Source organism: Zobellia sp. 1_MG-2023 (assembly GCF_030549125.1).
Classification (GTDB): Bacteria; Bacteroidota; Bacteroidia; order Flavobacteriales; family Flavobacteriaceae; genus Zobellia; species Zobellia russellii.
Genome location: NZ_JAUOSY010000008.1, coordinates 17488 through 38960, shown reverse-complemented (window position 1 = coordinate 38960; position 21473 = coordinate 17488). Strand labels below are relative to the sequence as shown.

Genomic DNA, 21473 nt, shown 5'->3' with positions numbered 1-21473 from the left:
TGTTCTTTCATAAATCAACATTTACTTATGTACAGAAGCCATACTTGCGGAGAATTGCGCGAATCTCATATAAACACAAAAGTTACCCTATCTGGATGGGTACAAAAAACTCGTGATAAAGGGTTTGTTGTTTGGGTAGACCTTCGTGACCGCTACGGCATAACCCAATTGGTTTTCGATGAAGACCGTACCTCTTCTAAATTATTGGAGCAAGCTAGACATTTAGGACGCGAATTTGTTGTTCAAGTAACGGGTGAAGTCATTGAAAGATCTTCAAAAAACCTAAACCTTGCTACTGGCAACATAGAGGTTTTAGTAGACGAGGTCATTGTTCTAAACGAATCCAAAACACCCCCTTTCACCATAGAAAATGAAACCGATGGTGGTGAGGACCTTAGGATGAAATATCGGTATTTGGATATCCGCAGAAATCCTGTTAAAAACAACCTTATTTTTAGAAGTAAGGTTTCTATGGAAGTACGCAAGTACCTGAGCGACCAGAATTTTATAGAGGTTGAAACTCCGTACTTAATAAAATCTACTCCAGAAGGGGCCAGAGATTTTGTGGTTCCCAGCCGTATGAACGAAGGTCAGTTTTACGCTTTACCTCAATCTCCCCAAACCTTTAAACAACTCCTTATGGTAGGGGGAATGGATAAGTATTTCCAGATTGTAAAGTGCTTCCGCGATGAGGACCTTAGAGCGGACAGACAACCTGAATTTACGCAGATTGATTGTGAAATGGCTTTTGTGGAGCAGGAAGATATCCTTGATGCTTTTGAAGGTCTTACCAAACATTTGTTGAAAGAAATTAAGGGGGTAGAGATATCCGCCTTCCCAAGAATTACCTATGATGATGCCATGCGCATTTATGGTAATGACAAACCTGACATTCGTTTTGGAATGGAATTTGGCGAATTGAACACCGTTGCGCAACATAAGGATTTTGGCGTATTCAACTCCGCAGAATTGGTAGTTGGCATTGCGGTTCCGGGTGCAGCAAGCTATACTCGTAAAGAACTGGATGCACTGGTAAATTGGGTAAAGAGACCCCAAGTAGGCGCCAAGGGAATGGTTTATGCAAAATATAATGAAGACGGAAGCTTTAAGTCTACGGTAGATAAATTTTATGACCAAGAGGATTTGGCAAAGTGGGCAGAAGCTACACAAGCCAAACCGGGCGATCTAATTTGTGTGCTTTCCGGAGACGCCAACAAAACACGCGCTCAATTAAGTGCACTTAGAATGGAGCTTGCCGAAAGACTTGGCTTAAGAAAGGCTGATGAATTTGCCCCGTTATGGGTTATAGATTTCCCATTGTTGGAACTTGATGAAGAAACCGGGAACTATCACGCCATGCACCACCCGTTTACATCACCAAAACCAGGTCAATTAGAATTGCTTGAAACAGACCCTGGTGCAGTACGTGCCAATGCTTATGACTTGGTATTGAACGGAAATGAAATAGGCGGAGGTTCTATACGTATCCATGATAGGGATGTACAGAGCGTTATGTTCAAACATCTTGGTTTTTCTCCCGAAGAAGCTCAGGCGCAATTTGGTTTCCTAATGGATGCTTTTCAGTACGGAGCTCCACCGCACGGAGGAATCGCCTTTGGTTTAGACCGATTGGTATCCATCCTTGGAGGACAGGAAACTATTAGGGATTTCATTGCTTTCCCAAAAAACAACAGCGGACGAGATGTTATGATAGATGCCCCTGCACCTATTGACCAAGAGCAACTACATGAATTGAACTTAAAAATAGATATCAAAGCATAGAAACCAAATCCCGCTAATAGGCGGGATTTTTTTAATACTTTTAGGTAGCAAACCTTTCTAATGCCCACCAAACTAAAAAGACTATCTACCCGACTTTTAAAGTGGCGATATAAAAATATCTCCAACAAAACCTTTACGCACATCATGAGCGTTCTGGTAGGTCTTTTGGCCGGTTTGGCATCGGTTACCCTAAAGAACATTGTCTATTTTATAGAAGTCTCCTTGGAACGTGGGATTTTTATCTCTAACAACGGACTTTATTTTATCTTGCCCATAATTGGGCTGACCTTGGTATATCTCTATGTAAAATACATACATAAGGAACAATTACAACATGCCGTTTCCTCCATTCTTTTCTCGCTTTCCAAGAAAAAAGGAGTTATAAAGCCTAAGCATATTTACACCCAATTAATTGCCGCACCGCTTACTATTGGTTTTGGTGGCTCTACGGGGCTATTAGGTCCCGCGGTAGCTTCTGGTGCCGCTATAAGCTCTAACCTTGGGCGTTTCTTTCATATTAATGCCAAGACCCGGTCTCTTCTGATTGCCTGTGCTTCGGCCGGAGCCATTGCCTCTATATTTCAATCGCCTATTGCGGCCATTATTTTTGCGGTTGAAGTCTTTAGTTTGGACTTTACCATGCTTTCTATGCTTCCGCTTTTATTAGCTTCAATTTCCGGAGTTCTTACCTCCTATTTCTTTCTGGGCAATGAAGTGCTTTTCAACTTTACGTTAACGCAGAATTTTGAGGTAAAGGACACCCTCTTTTACATTGCATTGGGAATAGGCACTGCATTTGCATCGATATATTTTACACGAATGTACTTTGGCATACAAAAACTATTTGCCAGATTAAAAACCCCAAAATACAAGCTTCTTGTTGGCGGTCTGGCCATAGGAATCATGTTGTATTTAATACCACCGCTCTACGGGGAAGGCTTCAGTTTTATTAACGACCTTTTGCATGGAGACCATATAAAAGCACTAGGTAAAACTCCCTTTGATAAGTACACACAGAATATTTGGGTGGTTATTGCACTATTATTCGGTATTACTATTTTTAAAGCTGTGGCCATGACCACTACTTTAGCGGCAGGTGGCGCTGGTGGAATTTTCATTCCTACCATGGTTATGGGCAGTGCATTGGGCAATGTTATGGCCAAAATTATAAATCATTCCGGGTTAGGTTTTTCCGTTTCCGAAAGTAACTTCACCTTAATTGGAATGGCCGGTCTTATATCCGGAGTACTTCATGCCCCGTTAACGGCAATATTCTTGATAGCCGAAATTACCGGCGGATATGAACTTTTTGTTCCCTTGATGATAACCGCATCCATATCCTATCTCATTACCAAGAACTTTATTGATTACACTATTTATACCAGGGAACTGGCCCAAAGCGGAGATTTACTGACGCACAATAAAGACCAATCAGTATTAACGCTGATGAAGCTAGATGATGTAATTGAAAAAGACTTTAAGACCGTAAATCCAGATATGACTTTGGGAGACATGTTACACAAATCCGTTGCAAAATCCGCTAGGAATATTTTTCCGGTCATTGATAAAAACCAATCTCTTGTGGGAATTGTTCTGTTAGACGATATTAGAGAATTTATGTTCGATACTTCCCTGTACGGGACTACCAAGGTAGAAACTTTTATGCACAATGCCCCAGAGCACATTTTTCATGGAAAGGACAGCATGCAAAAAGTAATGCAAAAGTTTCAGAACAGTGGTGCATGGAACCTTCCAGTGATAAAAGACGGAAAGTACATTGGGTTTGTTTCAAAATCCAAACTTTTAACCGCCTACCGTAGAGAACTCATCAATTTTACAAGATAAGGTCTAAAAGGTTTTGTAATTTTACCGTTACTATGAAATACCTTATATCCATAATTACTTTAGGGTGTTTTGCCGCCATTATTTACGGCTTCAACATTCAAGAGGAAAATATTGCGCTGAGCCACAAATATATTGGCTCTGGCACCCTTGGTCTTTTTCTTGTTGCAATGCCCCTATTCCTGTTTACATATAGCAAAGGCAAAAAAATGAAAGACTATATGCTAACCGAGGAGAACATCAAAAAAATGAGAGCAAATAAACCCGAAAAGACTGATAATCAAGACGGTTAATTGGAAATATTAGTTCATTTTAACTTCGCCTAATTAAAAAATTTATAATTTAGTTGGAAACTATTATCAACTAATTTTAATTTATCATGATTGGCACAGTAAAATTTTTCAATGAATCCAAAGGCTATGGATTTATTACAAACGACGAGACGGGAAAGGACATTTTTGTACATGCTACCGCATTGAACGGTACAATTCTTAATGAAGGTGATAAAGTAGAATACGCAGAAGAAGAAGGCCGAAAAGGCATTGTAGCCGCACAGGTTCAAGTTGTAGGCTAATATATAAGCTATGACATTCAACCCTGACGAAGTTCAGGGTTTTTTTATGCCCGAAACAATTTGGAATTCTAATTCAGGTTTCTTCTTTCAACAAAAAAGCGCTTTAACAGGTTGCTTGCTTCTTCCTCTAGGAGTCCGCCCACTATTTCTGTCTTTGGGTGGAGTTTAGTTCCCATTACACCACAACCTCTCTGAGGGTCTTTGGCCGCATATACTATTTTAGATATTTGACTCCAGTATAGGGCTCCCGCACACATCTGGCAAGGCTCCAAGGTTACATAAAGCGTACAGTTCTGCAGGTATTTGCCCCCTAAAAAATTAGCCGCCGCGGTAATGGCCTGCATTTCTGCATGAGCGGTAACGTCATTTAATTGTTCCGTGAGGTTATGGGCCCTGGCAATCACCCGATCTTGAATTACAATAACGGCCCCTATGGGCACCTCCCCTTTTTCATAAGCCGCCTCTGCCTCTTGAAGCGCTTTTTTCATATAATAGGTATCATCAAAGGGTTGCAACATGTACTAAAGTTTAATTGATGCCAAAAATACCATTTTTAGCACAACCCTTATAACAATGAAATTTTGAAGTTATAAAAATGGTCCCGCCCAGCTCCCCCGAAAAGGACGAGACCGAAAAAAAACTATTGATTAATTTTCATCAAAGAAAAATGAAGCTTGAAAGAAAATTTAATACTTTTTAGTACCCATACTAATGTGTCAAAGACTGGTTCAGGAGAATTTCCGTGCCCTGGCAAATTCATTGCTGCTAGATGCATAGAACCGAACAAATCAGATGATAATTGGTTTTTCCAGACTACGGAACTTTGTGAGTTTCCTTGAAGAAGTACTACCGTAATTGGCTTAAAATTAGATTGCGTACTATTATACAAAGGATTACTCACCTTGTAAAGGGAAAGCATAAATTGGTTGGTAATGGTTAGGTCTCAACAAGATAAGATTTTTTTGTTGATTTTTTTTGAAGTGCCAAAAAGAATTGTCTTAGCACTGCTAAACACCTATTTTTGCAACTTACATCGCTAATTTGGAATCACTTTTAAGCCATATTACCTACCCCGAAGATTTGCGCAAGTTGGCATTGGACCAACTTCCCCAACTTGCCCAAGAATTAAGGGAGTTTATAATTGATATTGTGGCTACCAAAGAAGGACATTTAGGAGCAAGCTTAGGGGTAGTTGAGCTCACCATTGCTCTACATTATGTCTTCAATACGCCAAATGACAAACTTATTTGGGACGTGGGCCACCAAGCCTATGGACATAAAATATTAACGGGCAGGAAAGCGATTTTTCACTCCAATCGGCAATTAGGCGGAATAAGTGGATTCCCAAAACGTTCCGAAAGCGAATATGATGCTTTTGGCACAGGACACAGTTCTACATCAATTTCAGCAATTCTAGGCATGGCCATGGCCGCGCAACTCCACAACAAAAACGGCAGACAGCATATTGCCGTAATTGGTGATGCGTCCATAGCAAGTGGCATGGCTTTTGAGGCATTGAACCATCTTGGCTCTACAAATTCCAATGTATTGGTAATACTTAATGACAATGCTATTGGTATAGATCCAAGTGTTGGTGCCCTTAAAAAATATTTGACCAATGTAAAAAAGGGTACGGCGAAGGACGAGAACATATTTGAATGTCTCAACTTTCATTATACCGGTCCGTTAGACGGGCATAATATGGAGGCATTGATCGATGAATTAAATCATTTAAAATTGGTATCCGGACCAAAATTATTACATGTCATAACCACCAAGGGGAAAGGCTTAAAAAAAGCCGAGGAGAACCAGGTAACTTACCACGCTCCCGGTAAATTTAACAAGCTTACAGGGGAATTATACAAAAAACCGGTCTTAGCCAACGAACCCGCAAAATACCAGGATGTATTTGGCCATACATTAGTAGAACTGGCGATAAAGAATAAAAATATTGTGGGCATAACCCCTGCTATGCCAACAGGAAGCTCCCTAAAATATATGATGGAGCAAATACCGGATAGGGCTTTTGATGTTGGCATTGCGGAACAACATGCCGTAACCCTATCAGCAGGCATGGCTTCAGAAGGGCTTATCCCGTTCTGCACCATTTATTCCACCTTTTTACAAAGGGCTTATGATCAAGTTATACATGATGTAGCCATACAAGATCTTCCTGTTGTATTTTGCTTGGACAGGGCCGGCATGGTAGGGCAGGATGGAGCTACTCATCATGGTGTTTATGATATTGCTTATTTGAGGTGCATTCCCAATCTGTATATTTTTGCACCAATGAACGAGAGTGAACTTCGTAATATAATGTATACCGCCCAATTGGGCTTAGAGCACTCCATAGCGATCAGGTATCCTCGTGGAAAAGGGGTACAAGAAAAATGGAGGACGCCTTTTGAAAAAATAGAAATTGGTAAGGCAAGAGAACTAAAAACCGGATCGGAACTGGTAGTATTAACCTTGGGGCCTATTGGCAATACGGTTGCAGACGTCATAAATGATATTGCGGAGCATGAAAAAATAGGCCAGGTAGATATGCGATTTGTTAAACCGTTGGATAAAGATTTACTTATAAATATATTTAAACGCTATAAACACATCATCACGGTTGAAGATGGCTCTAAAATGGGTGGTTTTGGATCCGCAATCCTAGAACTTGCTAACGAATTAGGTTATAAAAATAAAATTCATATTCTAGGCATTGGCGATACCTTTATTGAGCACGGAACCGTAGAACAGTTGCACCAACAAGCTAAAATTGACCCCATAAGTTTAACAGAACATATAAAAATGCTATTAAATGAATAACTCCCCAGCCACACCGTTCTTATGTATTCTTTTATTTAGCGTGTGTATTACCTCTATTTTTGGTCAAACCCAAGATTCGTTGCCTCCAGGCCGCGAAATGGAAATTGATTCTATGGTTGTTGACACGGTTATTGTTGATACCGTAGTGATAAGAAAAACACAGGACAAGATAAAATTCGTTCCTCGCAGCGTAGATTTAATGAATCCCGTTATTTCCTTTAAACGTACCAAGGCTCTTAATGAAAAGCCTAACAGATTTAGAGTGCCCTCCTTCTGGACCAAAGTAAATAAATTGGGTGCCAATTTTAGTGAAGTTGCCTTTGTTAACTGGAACGCAGGGGGTAACAATTCCATATCTGCCCTTGGAAACGCCCGTTTTGAACGAAATTATAAGTTTCGGTATATTCAATGGGACAATTATATGGAGATGCGTTACGGCCTCAACATTCAAGATGAGCAAAAACTAAGAAAAACGGACGATGCCATTCGTTTTAGTTCTACTTTCGGGCTTCAGCGAGACACAATTAGTAATTGGTATTATTCGGCGAAAGCCAACTTCAACACTCAATTTTCAAACGGTTATAAATATCCGGACAGATCATCTCCTATTTCACGGTTTATGGCACCAGGTTACTCATTTTTAGGTGCTGGTACGTCATATATTACCAAAGACCAAAAGTTTAACCTGTACATCTCACCTATCACCCAAAAAGCAACATTTGTTTTGGACGAAGAATTAGCGAATAAAGGTGCTTTTGGTGTTAAGAAAGCGGTTTTGGATGCAGATGGCAATGTCGTTGAAAAGGGCGAAAAGATATTTTTGGAATTTGGATTCTTGGTTACCAACCAATTGGAAAAGGAAGTATTTAAAAATATGGTGTTGAAACACCGGTTGAGCTTGTACACGGATTACCTCCAAAAGTTTGGAAATATTGATGTGGACTGGGAGCTTAATTTTGACCTTAAGGTCAATAAATACGTTGTAACCACCATAGGTACTCAGGTTATTTATGATGATGATATTCTTTTTGATGAAGTAAAGGATGCCAACGGAACGATTACCGATGCAGGCCGACCCAAAATTCAGTTTAAACAACTTCTTGGCGTTGGGGTTTCCTATGCCTTTTAAAGTTGTTTCCCCATAATTTTATTGTGGATATGCACTGCGGCACTGTCCGATAAGCTAGCCACATAACAGCAAGTATTCAAGAGTATATGGTAGATAGAACTGTCCGTATCCCTATAAAATTCAGGAAGTGTCTTGAGCATTAGCGTATCATAATTAGATGCCTTGTTCTCCTTTTTTCGGATAAGAGCATTTATGTATACATCCAAAATGTCCGAAATAATCTTATAACCCGCAATCTCTTTCTCTATTACCTCCTGAGAACGATATATTTTTTCCACACTTAAAGAAATGATATCCTCAATCTGGGCCTTAAATGCGCTTTGATCCAGAAGACTACTATCAAAACTACCGTTCAGTATTTTATCTTCATTTTCAATAAATACAGAAATAGCATCACTTATTAATGTATTAATAGCCAGCGCTCGTAAGTAACTTAACCTATCTTCCTTATACTTTAGAGAATTATACTTTTTGGTATTTATTGAATTTTTTACCAGTTTTATGAGGTATTCCAAAGCATAATCTTCAGATATAAGCCCTAGGTTAATACCATCCTCAAAGTCTATTATTGTATAGCAAATATCATCCGCAGCCTCTACCAAGAAAGTTAAGGGGTGTCTAGAAAACGAAATATCTTCTCCGTCTCTAGTCTGTATCAAACCCAAATCATGCGCTATTTCTTTAAAAGCCTCCTTTTCCGTTTGAAAAAACCCGAATTTTTTATCGGCAATATGTTTGGTTGGCTTTTTAGGAAGTGACTCTTTGGGGTACTTCATAAAAGCACCAAGGGTCGCATAACTTAATCGCAAACCTCCAGTAACACCTTCCCTAGATTGTGACAATAAACGAAAACCATTGGCATTTCCCTCAAAATCAACTATATCCTGAAATTCCTTTTCAGTTAGAACCGATTGGTATTTTTTACCATTGCCTGTAATAAAATATTCACCTATAGCCTTTTCTCCACTATGTCCAAAAGGTGGGTTACCAATATCATGGGCTAAAGCCGCTGCCGCAACTATAGCCCCAAAATCATTAAATCTATAACCATAGGTTTCACTTAGGAAGGGATGTTTTTCCAGAATTTTCTTCCCTGCAATACGGCCTAAACTTCTACCAACCACAGAAACCTCTAAACTATGTGTTAAGCGGGTATGTACAAAATCTGTCTTTGAAAGGGGTATAACCTGTGTCTTGTCCTGTAAGCTTCTAAAAGCACTGGAAAAAATGATGCGGTCGTAATCTACCTCAAATCCTAATCGCGTTTCATCTTGCTCTTTCCGCAACCTTTTGTGTGTATCTCCTTGACGCTTAAGAGACAATAAATTTTCCCAATTCATAACAGTTCTTTAAGTCTCGCAAGTTACATTTTTTCAATTTTAGTATCATTTTAAGGCCATAAGAACACCTCATTATTTAACCTTAAGGAAATCAACACTTAAACTTCACGTAACCATAACTTAACACACCACGGTTTTCTTTGCCAAGAAAATAAGAACCAATGAAAACGACACTATTTTTTCTGGCATTTATATGCACCCTAAACCTTTTCGCTCAAGAGGAAGGAGCAATTAGAGGTACTATTTATGACATGGAAATGAATAACGAACCTCTTTTGTTTGCGGACGTTCAAATTAAGGATACTAAATTTAAGACGCAGACCAATTTTAGGGGCAATTTTGAAATATCAAATATAGAACCAGGAAACTATATTCTTAAAGTAACTTTTTTGGGATATGAAAGTCATGAAATTCCGGTTGAAGTAACCGCTCACAATACAGTTGAAGTAATACAAGGATTACAGGCAAAAACCTTAAGCCTATCTGACGTGTCCTTCACGGATAACGGCACATTGCAAAACCAAGAAACTGCATTGACCAGTATAAAGTAACACATTTTAACCAATCCTATCGTTAAAACAAAAAAGGGAGTTTTCACTTAGTGAAAACTCCCTTTTTTTCATACAATAATTGCATTAGTCCTTAGAAACGACGGCAGATTTTTTCTCCTTATTAATAACATTAGCAATAACGTTATTATCAAACTCCACCTCCTTTACAGTCCCTTCATTATAAAAATACCACTTTCCGGTTCTAACACCTTTATTGTAATTTCCTTTGGACACTTTCTCTCCCATTTCATCAAAGCTGATCCATTGACCGTGTAATTTACCTGCAAGGTCAAAAGTTCCTTTTTGGCTCACTTCTCCATTATCATGAAAATAAGTAGCTTCAACCAAGTTGGTCTCCTTGTTTAATTTTACTTCCTTTTCTTTTTGGGCATACCCTATTGCCATTGTTAATGAAAGGGCTAAAAGTATAATTGAATTTTTCATGTGTATTGATTTTAAATATGATTCTGTACCTGTTTGTTATTTCAAAGATAAATAAATTTACGTTAAAAACACTATTACTTAACATTAAATTTACATTGAAAACGACGTAGTTTGTAAAATATTGTCTAAACACCACAACTAAATTTCATCTTATTACAATTTTCCAGTCCCAAACTGCCCTAAATACACTAATTTACCCGATAAATACGACGCTTGGTCGTCTTACGTTTATAACTGCTCAAATTCTTGCATTTAATTAAGTTACTGAATTGGTCATGATACAGAAAGTTACTTCATAACCTTATTTTAACGCAATTAATAAATTATAGTAGCATTTTTGTGCACATTTTATTTTTGATGGGCGAGAACCTTTACCTTTTTATGATTATTGCATTGGCAGTACTTGCCATTACCGATTTGGTAGTTGGGGTAAGTAACGATGCCGTTAACTTTTTGAACTCCGCTATAGGGTCTAAAGCTGTTTCATTCCGGACGGTCATGATTGTGGCGAGCGTTGGTATTGCTTTTGGAGCCATATCATCTAGCGGTATGATGGAGGTTGCTAGAAAGGGGATTTTTAATCCTGAGCACTTTGTCTTTGCCGAAATCATGATTATTTTCATGGCGGTAATGATAACCGACATCCTATTATTGGATTTCTTCAATACTCTGGGAATGCCCACTTCCACAACGGTTTCCATAGTTTTTGAACTTTTAGGAGCCGCCGTAGCCATTTCTTTGGTAAAAATCCTGGGTGACGAAGGCGGTGTGTCGGATTTATGGACGTACATAAACACAGATAAAGCCACTGAAATTATTCTTGGCATTCTCCTTTCAGTAATTATCGCATTTAGTATTGGAGCTTTGGTTCAATTTGTTTCCCGACTTCTAATATCTTTCAAGTTTCAAGAAAAGCCAAAATGGGTAGGTGCTATTTTTGGAGGGTTTGCACTAACATCTATCATCTATTTTATCCTTGTAAAAGGTCTTAAAAGTGCTTCTGTTTTTAGTCCAGAGGTACTAGATATGATCGCCAACAAACAGTTCTTGTTCATTTTGAGCAATTTTGTGGTGTGGACCTTAGTTTCTTGGATGATTTCAACACTAACTAAAATTAATGTATACACCATAGTTATCGTAATGGGAACATTTGCATTGGCCATGGCCTTTGCCGGTAATGATTTGGTAAACTTTATTGGCGTGCCTTTGGCCGCTATGGAATCCTACACTACATGGAGTGCATCAGGTATAGACGCGGATAAATACACTATGGAGGGATTAGCCTCTGCCGTACAAACACCACAATACCTATTACTATTGTCCGGTATGATAATGGTGGTAACCCTATGGTTTTCCTCCAAAGCAAAGAATGTGGTTAAAACCAGCGTAGACTTATCTAGACAAGACGAAGGTGATGAGCGCTTTCAACCTAATTTTCTATCCAGACAGATTGTAAAATTAACCATATCGGCATCTGAAAATATAGCAGGTCTTATTCCCGACTCCCTTTTGAAAAAAATGGACACGCGTTTTGAAAAACCTTACGTATACGTGCCAAAAAGCCGTGTACAGGATTTACCTGCATTCGATTTGGTTCGTGCTTCGGTTAACCTAATGGTTGCCAGTGTACTTATTTCTTTGGCTACTTCCATGAAGCTTCCGTTATCTACCACGTACGTAACATTTATGGTTGCTATGGGAAGTTCTTTGGCAGATAGGGCTTGGGGTGCGGAAAGTGCCGTTTACCGTGTAGCCGGAGTACTTAATGTTATAGGTGGATGGTTTTTTACGGCCATAAGCGCATTTACAGCTGCTGCTCTTATTGCATATATCATTCATTTAGGAGGTATTTGGGCCATTGGTGCCCTATTGATCGTTGCCTTTTTCCTAATCGGAAAAAATTACCTTTCGCACACCAAAAAAATGAAAGAAACCAAGCTAGAGCAAAAGCTTGAAAGAGCAGAAAGCAACTCTATCATTGGTGTTATTGATGAAAGTGCCGCTAACATCTCCCTAGCCATAAGAAGAGCCAACAAAATATATACACAAAGTATTGATGGCCTGGCCAAGCACGATATAGAAACACTTAAGAGAAGTAAAAAAGGTATAAGCAAGTTTGATAAAGAAGTAGAAGACCTACGGGACAATATTTTCTACTTTATTAAAAATCTAGACGAATCCAGTGTTAGCACTAGTAACTTCTATATTTCCATACTGAGCTATTTGCAAGACATGACCCAGTCCTTAGAATATATAGCTAAAGCTGGACATAAGCATGTACACAACAATCATAAAAAACTAAGGTTCAACCAAATCAAGGATTTGAAAGAAACCGACGGTTATCTAGATGAACTCTTTAAAGAAATCGAGACTATTTTTGAAACGAAGGATTTCTTAAAACTCACCGAGCTAATTATTCACAAACAAGAGCTATTCGCAAAAGTGGATATGAAAATTCATAAGCAGGTAGAGCGTACACGAAGTGATGAATCTAGCCCTAAGAACACGGCCCTCTACTTTAGTCTATTGTTAGAAACCAAAGACCTTTTAGTGGCCACTATGAATCTGTTGGAAACCTACGACCAACACGCCAATACCAAAGTTTAATGCGCTATGGAGCTATTGCCTAGTTAAATACGGCACTAGTTCCGTTGTCACTTCATCGAAAAAAAATACCTTTCCACAGATTTAACCGTTAGTAAAAAGATACCCAAATCTTTATCTAATGCGTTTCAAGAATTATATCATACCAACGTTATGTAGTATTTCCCTATTCCTATCCTGTAGCAAAGAAGACACAGATTCCATACAGGAAGAAGAATTAACGACCAAATTGGATGTTAATGCAAGGGCAGAAGCCAAGAAACTATATGAAGACTATTACTTAGCTTCTAGCAATACTACTTCAGATGTTTCATGGACCGGAGACGAGCAAACTTGTGACCCTGGAACCGTTCCGGAATCTATAAAAGCAAAAATCTTAATGCGATTACAGTATTTCCGCAAAGCCGCTGGCTTAAACAACACCATAGAAGAGCGCATCTCTAAGAGCGAAAAATCTCAGCAAGCAGCACTTATGATGCACGCTAATGGCACTTTAAACCACTTTCCACCTGAATCTTGGAACTGCTTTACAAACGATGGAAAAGAAGCTGCTGCAAATGCCCTATTGACTTCCACAAAAAACTCTGCATCAATAGACTCTTATATTCGTGATCAAGGCAATGAAAACTATCCTGTTGGACACAGAAGATGGTTACTATGGCCAAGATTGCAAGAAATAGGCATAGGAAATACTAGTCGGTATAATGCTATTTGGGTGTTAGGAAACCCGGGTAACGTTCCTGAGGATGCACCGGAATTCATTGCTTGGCCACCCGAAGGGTACCTACCAGCTAATCTCGCCTACTCCAGATGGTCGTTCTCCATTGCTAATGCCGATTTTTCGGATACCAAAATTGAAATGAGGGCCGCTAATGGAAATTCAATTCCGGTTCAAATAGAAGAACTTACGGGTATTTATGGAGATAATACCATAGTTTGGGTACCAGAAATTGATAACAACCCTACAGAAGATAGAACATACAGCATAACCATCAAAAATGTTCTAATTGACTCAGAACCACAAGAATTTCAATATGATGTAACCATTTTTGACCCAAACCAGTAGAAACGTCTTTACCTTTAAAAACCAAATAGCTGTTACATTTTGTTTATTTTATAACAACCTGTTCGTTTTCGTAAGTTAAAATTGTATCTTACCTTCATAGATACGCTATGGAGACATCATTACCATTACAGCATAAACTATTGGAAGAGCACGATTTTGGTTTTGCCAAATTTTGGTTCTTTCCTAATTTTTTAGTCGGTGAGTTTGCTGAAGGCGTGCATGTAACCAGAGAAAATTCGCTGGGCCCTATTGAGGTTTTAAAGCGGGTATACGGTACATCTACTCCATTCGTATACATCTCCAATAGAAAAAACTCATACTCAATGGATCCCATGGGCTATAAGGACATAGTAGACATGTTTCCTAACCTAATGGGTATGGCAATTGTATCGGACAACAAATACCGTCGTATGATTGCGACCCTAGAGAAAATGTTCATTAAAAAACCAATTGGTGTTTTTCATAGGCTCGAAGATGCTTACGAATGGGCCGGTAAACAGATATAAAACAAAACAGAATCACTCTTTTCGTTCCTAATTTTACCTACTACACTACTCTTATCCTATCTAATCATTTAATAGCAAACGTTTCTGCTATCCCCTATTTGAATGGTTCTTACGTCTTAAAGTAGACATTAATATTATACCAAAAAATACTGAAGCGTTGATTTTATCGATAAAAATTCATCTCATCCATATACTTCCAAACACTGTTAGGTAACAACGGACGAATATTTTTTCCCTCTTTATGGTTTTTGCGGATGAAAGTAGAGGAGATTTCCATAATTGGAGCGTTTACTTTATGGATTTTAGCGTGTCCCTTAAACTGATGTTCAATTTCACCTTCTGAAATTCTTGGGTAGACGTAAAGGTTGTAATCGCTTAAAATTACCTCATAATTTTTCCATTTATGAAGTCCTTTTAAATTATCCTCACCCATAATTAATGCAAACTCATGATCAGTTCCGTATTTCTCACGTAGGTGAACCAGGGTGTTAACCGTATAGTTGGGTTGTGGAAGGCCAAATTCAATTTTACTAGGTTTTAGCTTAGGATAATCCTTTGTTGCTTCATAAACCATTTGGTATCTATGGTTATCCGCAAGTAAGGTTTTTTTAGTCTTGAACGGACTCTGTGGAGTTACCACAAACCAAACCTCATCCAGATTGGAGGATTCCACCATATGGTTAGCGATAATCATATGACCTATGTGTACAGGGTTAAAAGTACCAAAATAGAGACCTACCTTTTTCATAAGCTATAAAACTAATCTGGGTTGCCTATCTATGATTCTTTAGTTTCAACTTCTACGAAATCCGCTACAAGATCATAAGCTTCTTTTAAGGCCGTATCCAAATCATAATTCTTTATAATCTTATCAAACTGTGGAGCTGTTGCCAGTTCTACGGAAGCTTTAGCGATACGCATATTGATTTTATCCTCACTTTCGGTACTCCGCTTTTTAAGTCTTATTTTCAACTCGTCAACACTTGGTGGTTTTACAAAAACGGCCAAGGTTTTATCCGGAAATTTTCGTTTGATCCGCAAGCCACCTGCTACATCAATATCAAAAATAACATTCTTTCCTTCGGCCCATAGTCGTTCTATTTCCGTTTTTAAGGTTCCGTAGAAATTATCCCGGTATACTTCTTCCCACTCCAAAAAATCATCCTGCTTTATATGATTCTTAAACTCAGAAATAGACATGAAGTAATAATGCTCTTTGTTTTTTTCCTTGGCCCTTCTGGGTCTTGAGGTAGCCGATACCGAAAATGCAAGGTTAAGTTCCTCTTGCTTTAAAAGATGCCGCACTATGGTTGTCTTACCGCTTCCAGAGGGTGCCGAAAATATAATTAGTTTACCGCCTTTCATGAGTTCACTTAATTTGTATGGGTACGTTAGAGAACATTGAGCATCTGTTCCTTTATCTTTTCAAGTTCATCTTTCATCTGAACCACCAACTGTTGCATTGGGGCATAATTGGCCTTAGAACCAATCGTATTGATTTCACGACCAATTTCCTGAGCAATGAAACCAAGCTTTTTACCATTGGAATCTTCTGATTTTAAAGTGCTGGCAAAATACTCAAGGTGATTTGCCAAACGTACTTTTTCTTCCGTGATATCATATTTTTCCAAATAGTAAATCAATTCTTGCTCAAACCTATTGGCATCCAATTCTGTTTTCAAATCAAGAACGGCCTTGTTCAAACGTTCCCGTACATCGGACTGACGGTCTGGATCCATAGCTTTTACCTGATCAAGTAAAGCTTGCAAGTTTTGAATTCGTTCTATAAAATCCTTTTCAAGAACCTCCCCTTCCTCAGAACGAAAGTTGTTTATTTCTTTTAAGGCCTCTTGAAGCGCAAGTTTTATGGACTCATATTCGGTCTCATCAATATCCTCACGGGCAGTCTTTAATGAATCTGGCATTCTCAGGGCCATGTCCAGTAACTTTATGTCATCACCGTCTGCAATGGCCTTTAGTTGCTGCATGTAATTCTTTACGGCCAACTCGTTCACCTCTGTGGAAGTTTCGCCACTGGTAAGCTCCAAATACAGTCCAAAATCTACCTTGCCACGCATTAAAGAACTTGCAATGGTCTTACGTAGTTCTAGTTCCTTTTCACGATAGGCCGATGGCATACGTGCATTTAAATCAAGACTTTTACTGTTTAGGGATTTGAGCTCTACGGTAATCTTTTTTGTCGGTAGCTGAATAACGTGCTTACCGAAACCGGTCATGGACTGAATCATAAATTGCTATGAATTTTGGCAAATATAACGTAAATACAGAAAGTAGAAGTCCCTGTAACACATAAACTAGACCTATAATTCAATGATGGCCCCATCTCAAAATATGAGATGGGGCCATTTGAGCAGTTTTATATAAAACCTCGCTGTTTAAGTTATTTAAAACCTAAAGCTCCTTAATTTTCATATTTTTAAAAGCGACCTTATCTCCATGGTCTTGCAAACCAATCTTGCCAGTAGTGAATTTTCCAAAATGGTCCCAATCTGCAAATTTGGATTTGGACACCATAACATTCCACATTTCATTACCAACAGGAAAATCTACAATATCGGTTCCGTTTAAGGAAATGCTACCTTTTTGCTCTTTATGGTTTACCGTAATTACCATGGTATTCCATTCCCCAACAGGTTTGGTAACATCTTCTGAGGGCGCCACCATATCGTACAACGACCCTGCTTGATGAGTAGTGCCATTTTTAGCATCCGGATGTTTTTCGTTATCCAAAACCTGCACCTCCGGACCCGTTTGGTAAGCTTCGGATAATTCAGGGGTTTCGTTTACGCCCCAAAACACCCCGCTATTACCTCCTTCTGAAATTTTCCATTCCAACGAAAGAATAAAATCTGTATACTCCTTTTCTGTAACAAGGTTAAATGCATCTCCTTTTTTTCTGTCCGCAGGAGGATAAAAAACCATGGCCCCGTCTTCTATCTTCCAGTTCTCGGAAACACCGTCTTTGTTATACTCTTTCCAACCATCAAAAGAAGAACCGTCAAAGAGAAGGGTCCACTCTTTCGGTGGTTTCTCCGCTTCCGCTTCGGCTATACGCTCAGATTCCATTTCTTTCTGGGTTTTCTCAGCTTTATCCTTGCAACTGAAAACAACAGTCGCCATACAAACGATTAATAGTAAATTTTTCATGAGTCTTTGTTTTTAGTATTAAACAAAAACGATTCCCTGGCCTTTTCAACAAGAGAATCGTTTTATATTATTTATAGCTTAATGGGGTTCCTTCAATTATGAGGTACCCAATATTTTTCTAAGCATTTCTTTGTCTACTGCAGCACCTGCAAAATCATCAAAAGTTTTCTCCGTTGCCTCAATAATATGGTCTTGAATAAAAATTGCTCCTTCGCGAGCACCTTGCTCAGGGCTCTTAATACAACACTCCCATTCCATTACCGCCCAAACATCGCAGCCATATTGCGTAAGTTTGGAGAAAATGGTTTTAAAATCGATTTGACCATCACCCAAAGAACGGTATCTACCGGCACGATCGCCCCAGTCATTATACCCCCCAAAGGCACCCTTCTTTCCGGTTGGGTTAAATTCAGAATCCTTAACATGAAATGACTTTATAAATTCATGATAGTGGTCTATGTATTCTATATAATCTAATTGTTGTAAAACAAAGTGACTTGGATCATAAAGGATATTTACGCGCTTATGATTGCCTGTTGCAGCAAGAAAACGCTCAAAAGTATCGCCATCATGTAAATCTTCACCAGGGTGAATTTCGTAACAAACATCTACACCTTGCTCATCAAAATGATTTAAAATCGGCATCCATCTCTTAGCCAATTCTTCAAAGCCCATTTCTACAAGACCTGCTGGTCTTTGTGGCCATGGGTGCCATGTATGCCAAAGTAAGGCCCCTGAAAAAGTAGCATGCGCGTTAAGTCCCAATCTTCTACTTGCCGTTGCCGCCTTTTTAACTACATCTACCGCCCACTCCGTACGTGCTTTTGGGTTATTCTTTACAGCATCGGGTGCAAAATTATCGAACATGAGGTCGTACGCCGGATGAACCGCTACCAATTGCCCCTGAAGGTGAGTGGAAAGTTCCGTGATTTCTAGACCGTACGAGTTTACTTTTCCTTTAAGCTCATCGCAATAATCCTGACTTTCGGCAGCTTTATCCAAATCTATTAAAAAACTCTCCCAAGTAGGAATCTGAATTCCTTTGTAACCTAAATCCGCAGCCCATTTACACATACCGTCCAGCGTATTGAACGGAGCTTTATTGTCTACAAATTGCGCTAAAAAAACGCCAGGTCCTTTAATTGTTTTCATGCTGTTATTATTTGTCTTTAGTACTGGGCTTCCTTTTTTTTAAATTCCCTATAAAGAAAAACCCTATATTTAAATTTGTAAACATCTCAAAATGTCATCTTCTAGAGAAGTTATAAATATAGGGAATACAACACGTTTAATACAAGAAATAAGACCGTGAATAAAGAAGAAATATTCGACGCTATTATTGTCGGCACCGGAATTAGTGGCGGATGGGCCGCTAAGGAATTATGTGAGAACGGATTAAAAACCTTGGTACTTGAACGGGGCCCTATGGTACGGCACGTAGTAGATTACACCACCATGAACGATGATCCTTGGGACTACCCACTAAAAGGAGAACTTTCTAAAGAAGACAAAGAAAAATACCATGTACAATCTAGAGTAGGTTGGGCGCCCAAAGAAGATGTTAAGCACTTTTTTGTGAACGACCTTGATCACCCTTATGTAGAAACCAAACGTTTTGATTGGATCAGAGGTTACCAAGTAGGCGGTAGGTCTTTAACTTGGGGCAAACAAAGTTACCGCTGGAGCGATCTTGATTTTGAAGCGAATAAAAAAGAAGGTATTGGTGTTGACTGGCCTGTACGCTATAAGGATATTGCCCCTTGGTATGACAAAGTTGAAAAGTATATTGGGGTTAGCGGTGAAAATTTAGGACTTCCGCATTTACCTGATGGTATTTTTCAGCCAAAAATGGACTTAAACTGTGTTGAGGAAGATTTTAAGGCTTCCGTTGCTGAGAAATTTGAAGATGGACGTTTGATTACCATTGGGCGTGCAGCGCATATTACCGATCCTGAAGCCGATTTTGAAGGCAGGGGAACTTGTCAAAATAGGAACAGATGCTGGAGAGGTTGCCCTTTTGGCGGGTACTTTAGCAGCAACTCCTCTACACTACCTGCCGCAGAACGTACCGGGAATATGACCTTAAGACCCAATTCTATTGTTTACGAAGTGGTTTATGATGATACTACCAAAAAAGCCACCGGGGTTAAGATTATTGATGCCGAAACCAACGAAAAAATGGAGTTTAAAGCAAAAGTGATTTTCCTTTGCGCGTCCGCAATGGCATCTGTTGGTATTCTTTTACAATCTAAAAGCAAACGGTTTCCCAACGGCCTGGGTAATGACTCCGATGCACTTGGTCGTGGTATTATGGACCATCATTATAAACTGGGAGCCTCTGCTAACGTAGACGGACATTTAGACAAATATTATCAAGGTAGAAGACCTAACGGTTTTTACATTCCTAGATTTGTTAACCTAAACGAAAAGACCAAACGCGAAGGATACTTGCGTGGTTTTGGCTATCAAGGTGGCGCCAGTAGGGAGGATTGGTCAGCTTCCATTGCAGAAATGAGTTATGGCAAAGAACTTAAGGAATCTATTTTAAAACCAGGTCACTGGCAAATTGGGGTTACCGGTTTTGGGGAGTTCTTGCCCTATGATGACAACAGAGTAACCTTGAGCGAAACTAAAAAAGATAAATGGGGCCTCCCTCAATTAGATTTTGATGTTGAGTTTAAAGAAAACGAGTACAACATGCGTGAAGACATTAAAAAAGAGATTGTAAAAATGTTTGAAGCAGCTGGCTTTAAGGATGTTCAATCTTATGATGAAACCACCGGTCCCGGTTTAGGCATCCATGAGATGGGTGGTGCACGTATGGGGCACAGTGCTAAAACTTCTATTATCAATAAAAACAATCAAGTTCATACCGTGCCTAATGTATACGTTACGGATGGCGCTTTTATGTCATCATCTAGTTGTGTTAATCCTTCGTTGACCTATATGGCATTTACTGCAAGGGCGGCCAACCACGCCGCAGAACAATTTAAAGCCGGAAAATTTTCATAATGATGTATAACGACCGATAAATCAACCTGATATTCTAAAATATCACTAAAATTGTTTAGTCGTTCGTATCTTGTTGAACTATGTTTCTCACGTATAGCGTGAAAAATTAGCTAACCGCAATAACTATATGGAAAACGCTTCAGCCCGAAATTTATGGGGAGATTATTTGGATAAGCACCTAGAACATGCTTTTGTAGACGCTCCCAAAGTAGTTCACTTTTGTAATAACGAATTGGATGCCAACGAATGCGCCGCTCTGGTAAAAAAAGGCATCAAACGTGCCACATCTCCCAGTTTATTGGGATTACAGTATATGAAAGAACCTCTGCCAAAGATTGGTGATTTTATGATTGTTACGGACTGGGAAGGGGAAGCACAATGCATTGTTAGAACCACGGCCGTAAAACTAAGACCGTATTTTAGTATTGATGAAGCGTATGCCCGTTTAGAAGGTGAGGGCGATAAGAGCTTAGCCTACTGGAAAAAAGTGCATTGGGACTATTACACTAAGGAATTGGCCGCTTTTAACCGCAAGCCCAACGAAAGCATGATTATTGTCTGTCAAGAGTTCAAAATGGTTTTTGATCGGTAAATTCCATTATCTAAACTTACTTTTCCATAAAATAGGCCGCTATTGG

20 protein-coding genes are annotated in these 21473 nt (G+C 39.1%); 12 read left to right on the top strand and 8 right to left on the bottom strand.

Translation table 11 applies throughout. The features are described from left to right. Nucleotides 1-27 precede the first annotated feature (27 nt). The 4 genes from aspS to Q4597_RS15575 all read left to right on the top strand — a co-directional run bounded on the left by aspS (nt 28) and on the right by Q4597_RS15575 (nt 4198). Nucleotides 28-1782: an aspartate--tRNA ligase gene (gene aspS / locus Q4597_RS15590; RefSeq protein WP_303407030.1), complete on the top strand. Its 1755-nt coding sequence runs from the start codon at nt 28-30 to the stop codon at nt 1780-1782. Between the two features lie 60 nt (nt 1783-1842). Then, entirely contained in the window at nt 1843-3627 is a 1785-nt protein-coding gene (locus tag Q4597_RS15585; RefSeq protein WP_215913282.1) for a chloride channel protein, read from the top strand. Between the two features lie 32 nt (nt 3628-3659). Further along, nucleotides 3660-3917 carry a hypothetical protein gene (locus tag Q4597_RS15580; RefSeq protein ID WP_215913283.1) on the top strand — a complete coding sequence of 86 codons (258 nt, stop codon included), beginning with the start codon at nt 3660-3662 and terminating at the stop codon, nt 3915-3917. A gap of 86 nt (nt 3918-4003) precedes the next feature. After that, nucleotides 4004-4198, top strand: coding sequence for a cold-shock protein (locus Q4597_RS15575; RefSeq protein ID WP_215436285.1), 195 nt, complete (start codon nt 4004-4006; stop codon nt 4196-4198). A gap of 68 nt (nt 4199-4266) precedes the next feature. Here the strand turns inward: Q4597_RS15575 and Q4597_RS15570 are convergent, their stop codons facing one another. Next, nucleotides 4267-4716 (bottom strand): nucleoside deaminase, encoded by a 450-nt coding sequence (locus tag Q4597_RS15570; RefSeq protein ID WP_215436287.1) that lies wholly within the window; start codon nt 4714-4716, stop codon nt 4267-4269. Between the two features lie 523 nt (nt 4717-5239). On the opposite strand from Q4597_RS15570, the gene Q4597_RS15565 reads away from it, so the two are divergent. Both Q4597_RS15565 and Q4597_RS15560 read left to right on the top strand, forming a co-directional pair. Next, nucleotides 5240-7015 (top strand): 1-deoxy-D-xylulose-5-phosphate synthase, encoded by a 1776-nt coding sequence (locus Q4597_RS15565; protein ID WP_303407025.1) that lies wholly within the window; start codon nt 5240-5242, stop codon nt 7013-7015. After that, the gene (locus tag Q4597_RS15560; RefSeq protein WP_289038142.1) at nt 7008-8144 is read left to right on the top strand and encodes a DUF3078 domain-containing protein; all 1137 of its coding nucleotides are present in this window, start codon (nt 7008-7010) and stop codon (nt 8142-8144) included. The genes Q4597_RS15565 and Q4597_RS15560 overlap by 8 nt, the downstream gene beginning before the upstream one ends. On the opposite strand, the gene Q4597_RS15555 is transcribed toward Q4597_RS15560, so the two are convergent. Beyond that, nucleotides 8141-9484, bottom strand: coding sequence for a deoxyguanosinetriphosphate triphosphohydrolase (locus Q4597_RS15555; RefSeq protein WP_303407024.1), 1344 nt, complete (start codon nt 9482-9484; stop codon nt 8141-8143). The genes Q4597_RS15560 and Q4597_RS15555 overlap by 4 nt on opposite strands. Nucleotides 9485-9645: 161 nt before the next feature. Here Q4597_RS15555 and Q4597_RS15550 point away from each other — a divergent pair, with 161 nt between their 5' ends. Further along, nucleotides 9646-10035 carry a carboxypeptidase-like regulatory domain-containing protein gene (locus tag Q4597_RS15550; protein WP_303407022.1) on the top strand — a complete coding sequence of 130 codons (390 nt, stop codon included), beginning with the start codon at nt 9646-9648 and terminating at the stop codon, nt 10033-10035. Nucleotides 10036-10119: 84 nt separating this feature from the next. Here Q4597_RS15550 and Q4597_RS15545 read toward each other — a convergent pair whose 3' ends face one another. Continuing rightward, nucleotides 10120-10479 (bottom strand): nicotinic acid mononucleotide adenyltransferase, encoded by a 360-nt coding sequence (locus Q4597_RS15545; RefSeq protein WP_303407021.1) that lies wholly within the window; start codon nt 10477-10479, stop codon nt 10120-10122. Nucleotides 10480-10836: 357 nt separating this feature from the next. Here Q4597_RS15545 and Q4597_RS15540 point away from each other — a divergent pair, with 357 nt between their 5' ends. From Q4597_RS15540 to Q4597_RS15530, 3 genes are all read left to right on the top strand, one after another. Beyond that, on the top strand, nt 10837-13086 hold the full coding sequence (locus tag Q4597_RS15540) for an inorganic phosphate transporter (protein ID WP_303407020.1): 2250 nt from the start codon (nt 10837-10839) through the stop codon (nt 13084-13086). 118 nt (nt 13087-13204) lie between these two features. Next, nucleotides 13205-14149 (top strand): CAP domain-containing protein, encoded by a 945-nt coding sequence (locus Q4597_RS15535; protein ID WP_303407018.1) that lies wholly within the window; start codon nt 13205-13207, stop codon nt 14147-14149. A 107-nt stretch (nt 14150-14256) separates the two neighbouring features. Next, entirely contained in the window at nt 14257-14655 is a 399-nt protein-coding gene (locus tag Q4597_RS15530; RefSeq protein WP_303407017.1) for a hypothetical protein, read from the top strand. A 163-nt stretch (nt 14656-14818) separates the two neighbouring features. Here Q4597_RS15530 and nadD read toward each other — a convergent pair whose 3' ends face one another. From nadD to Q4597_RS15505, 5 genes are all read right to left on the bottom strand, one after another. Then, complete coding sequence (nadD, locus tag Q4597_RS15525) at nt 14819-15403, bottom strand: nicotinate (nicotinamide) nucleotide adenylyltransferase (protein ID WP_303407015.1); 585 nt, start codon at nt 15401-15403, stop codon at nt 14819-14821. A 29-nt stretch (nt 15404-15432) separates the two neighbouring features. Further along, nucleotides 15433-16020: a guanylate kinase gene (gmk, locus tag Q4597_RS15520; RefSeq protein ID WP_215913291.1), complete on the bottom strand. Its 588-nt coding sequence runs from the start codon at nt 16018-16020 to the stop codon at nt 15433-15435. Nucleotides 16021-16046: 26 nt separating this feature from the next. Next, the gene (locus Q4597_RS15515) at nt 16047-16904 is read right to left on the bottom strand and encodes a YicC/YloC family endoribonuclease (RefSeq protein WP_303407012.1); all 858 of its coding nucleotides are present in this window, start codon (nt 16902-16904) and stop codon (nt 16047-16049) included. Between the two features lie 163 nt (nt 16905-17067). Beyond that, nucleotides 17068-17823 carry a DUF1080 domain-containing protein gene (locus Q4597_RS15510; RefSeq protein WP_303407010.1) on the bottom strand — a complete coding sequence of 252 codons (756 nt, stop codon included), beginning with the start codon at nt 17821-17823 and terminating at the stop codon, nt 17068-17070. A 96-nt stretch (nt 17824-17919) separates the two neighbouring features. Beyond that, the gene (locus Q4597_RS15505; RefSeq protein ID WP_215436321.1) at nt 17920-18975 is read right to left on the bottom strand and encodes a sugar phosphate isomerase/epimerase; all 1056 of its coding nucleotides are present in this window, start codon (nt 18973-18975) and stop codon (nt 17920-17922) included. Between the two features lie 156 nt (nt 18976-19131). Here Q4597_RS15505 and Q4597_RS15500 point away from each other — a divergent pair, with 156 nt between their 5' ends. Together Q4597_RS15500 and Q4597_RS15495 are read left to right on the top strand one after the other, a co-directional pair. Further along, nucleotides 19132-20835, top strand: a complete 1704-nt coding sequence (locus Q4597_RS15500; RefSeq protein ID WP_303407008.1) for a GMC oxidoreductase — start codon at nt 19132-19134, stop codon at nt 20833-20835. A 127-nt stretch (nt 20836-20962) separates the two neighbouring features. Beyond that, nucleotides 20963-21427, top strand: a complete 465-nt coding sequence (locus Q4597_RS15495) for an ASCH domain-containing protein (RefSeq protein ID WP_303407006.1) — start codon at nt 20963-20965, stop codon at nt 21425-21427. Nucleotides 21428-21473 lie beyond the last annotated feature (46 nt).

Coding starts and splice junctions, on each gene's coding strand:
- gmk (WP_215913291.1), bottom strand. CDS start 16,020: ATGAAAGGCGGTAAACTAATTATATTTTCGGCACCCTCTGGAAGCGGT.
- Q4597_RS15505 (WP_215436321.1), bottom strand. CDS start 18,975: ATGAAAACAATTAAAGGACCTGGCGTTTTTTTAGCGCAATTTGTAGAC.
- aspS (WP_303407030.1), top strand. CDS start 28: ATGTACAGAAGCCATACTTGCGGAGAATTGCGCGAATCTCATATAAAC.
- Q4597_RS15530 (WP_303407017.1), top strand. CDS start 14,257: ATGGAGACATCATTACCATTACAGCATAAACTATTGGAAGAGCACGAT.
- Q4597_RS15570 (WP_215436287.1), bottom strand. CDS start 4,716: ATGTTGCAACCCTTTGATGATACCTATTATATGAAAAAAGCGCTTCAA.
- Q4597_RS15545 (WP_303407021.1), bottom strand. CDS start 10,479: ATGAAAAATTCAATTATACTTTTAGCCCTTTCATTAACAATGGCAATA.
- Q4597_RS15585 (WP_215913282.1), top strand. CDS start 1,843: ATGCCCACCAAACTAAAAAGACTATCTACCCGACTTTTAAAGTGGCGA.
- Q4597_RS15575 (WP_215436285.1), top strand. CDS start 4,004: ATGATTGGCACAGTAAAATTTTTCAATGAATCCAAAGGCTATGGATTT.
- Q4597_RS15580 (WP_215913283.1), top strand. CDS start 3,660: ATGAAATACCTTATATCCATAATTACTTTAGGGTGTTTTGCCGCCATT.
- Q4597_RS15540 (WP_303407020.1), top strand. CDS start 10,837: ATGGGCGAGAACCTTTACCTTTTTATGATTATTGCATTGGCAGTACTT.
- Q4597_RS15535 (WP_303407018.1), top strand. CDS start 13,205: ATGCGTTTCAAGAATTATATCATACCAACGTTATGTAGTATTTCCCTA.
- Q4597_RS15515 (WP_303407012.1), bottom strand. CDS start 16,904: ATGATTCAGTCCATGACCGGTTTCGGTAAGCACGTTATTCAGCTACCG.
- Q4597_RS15560 (WP_289038142.1), top strand. CDS start 7,008: ATGAATAACTCCCCAGCCACACCGTTCTTATGTATTCTTTTATTTAGC.
- nadD (WP_303407015.1), bottom strand. CDS start 15,403: ATGAAAAAGGTAGGTCTCTATTTTGGTACTTTTAACCCTGTACACATA.
- Q4597_RS15555 (WP_303407024.1), bottom strand. CDS start 9,484: ATGAATTGGGAAAATTTATTGTCTCTTAAGCGTCAAGGAGATACACAC.
- Q4597_RS15550 (WP_303407022.1), top strand. CDS start 9,646: ATGAAAACGACACTATTTTTTCTGGCATTTATATGCACCCTAAACCTT.
- Q4597_RS15495 (WP_303407006.1), top strand. CDS start 20,963: ATGGAAAACGCTTCAGCCCGAAATTTATGGGGAGATTATTTGGATAAG.
- Q4597_RS15510 (WP_303407010.1), bottom strand. CDS start 17,823: ATGAAAAATTTACTATTAATCGTTTGTATGGCGACTGTTGTTTTCAGT.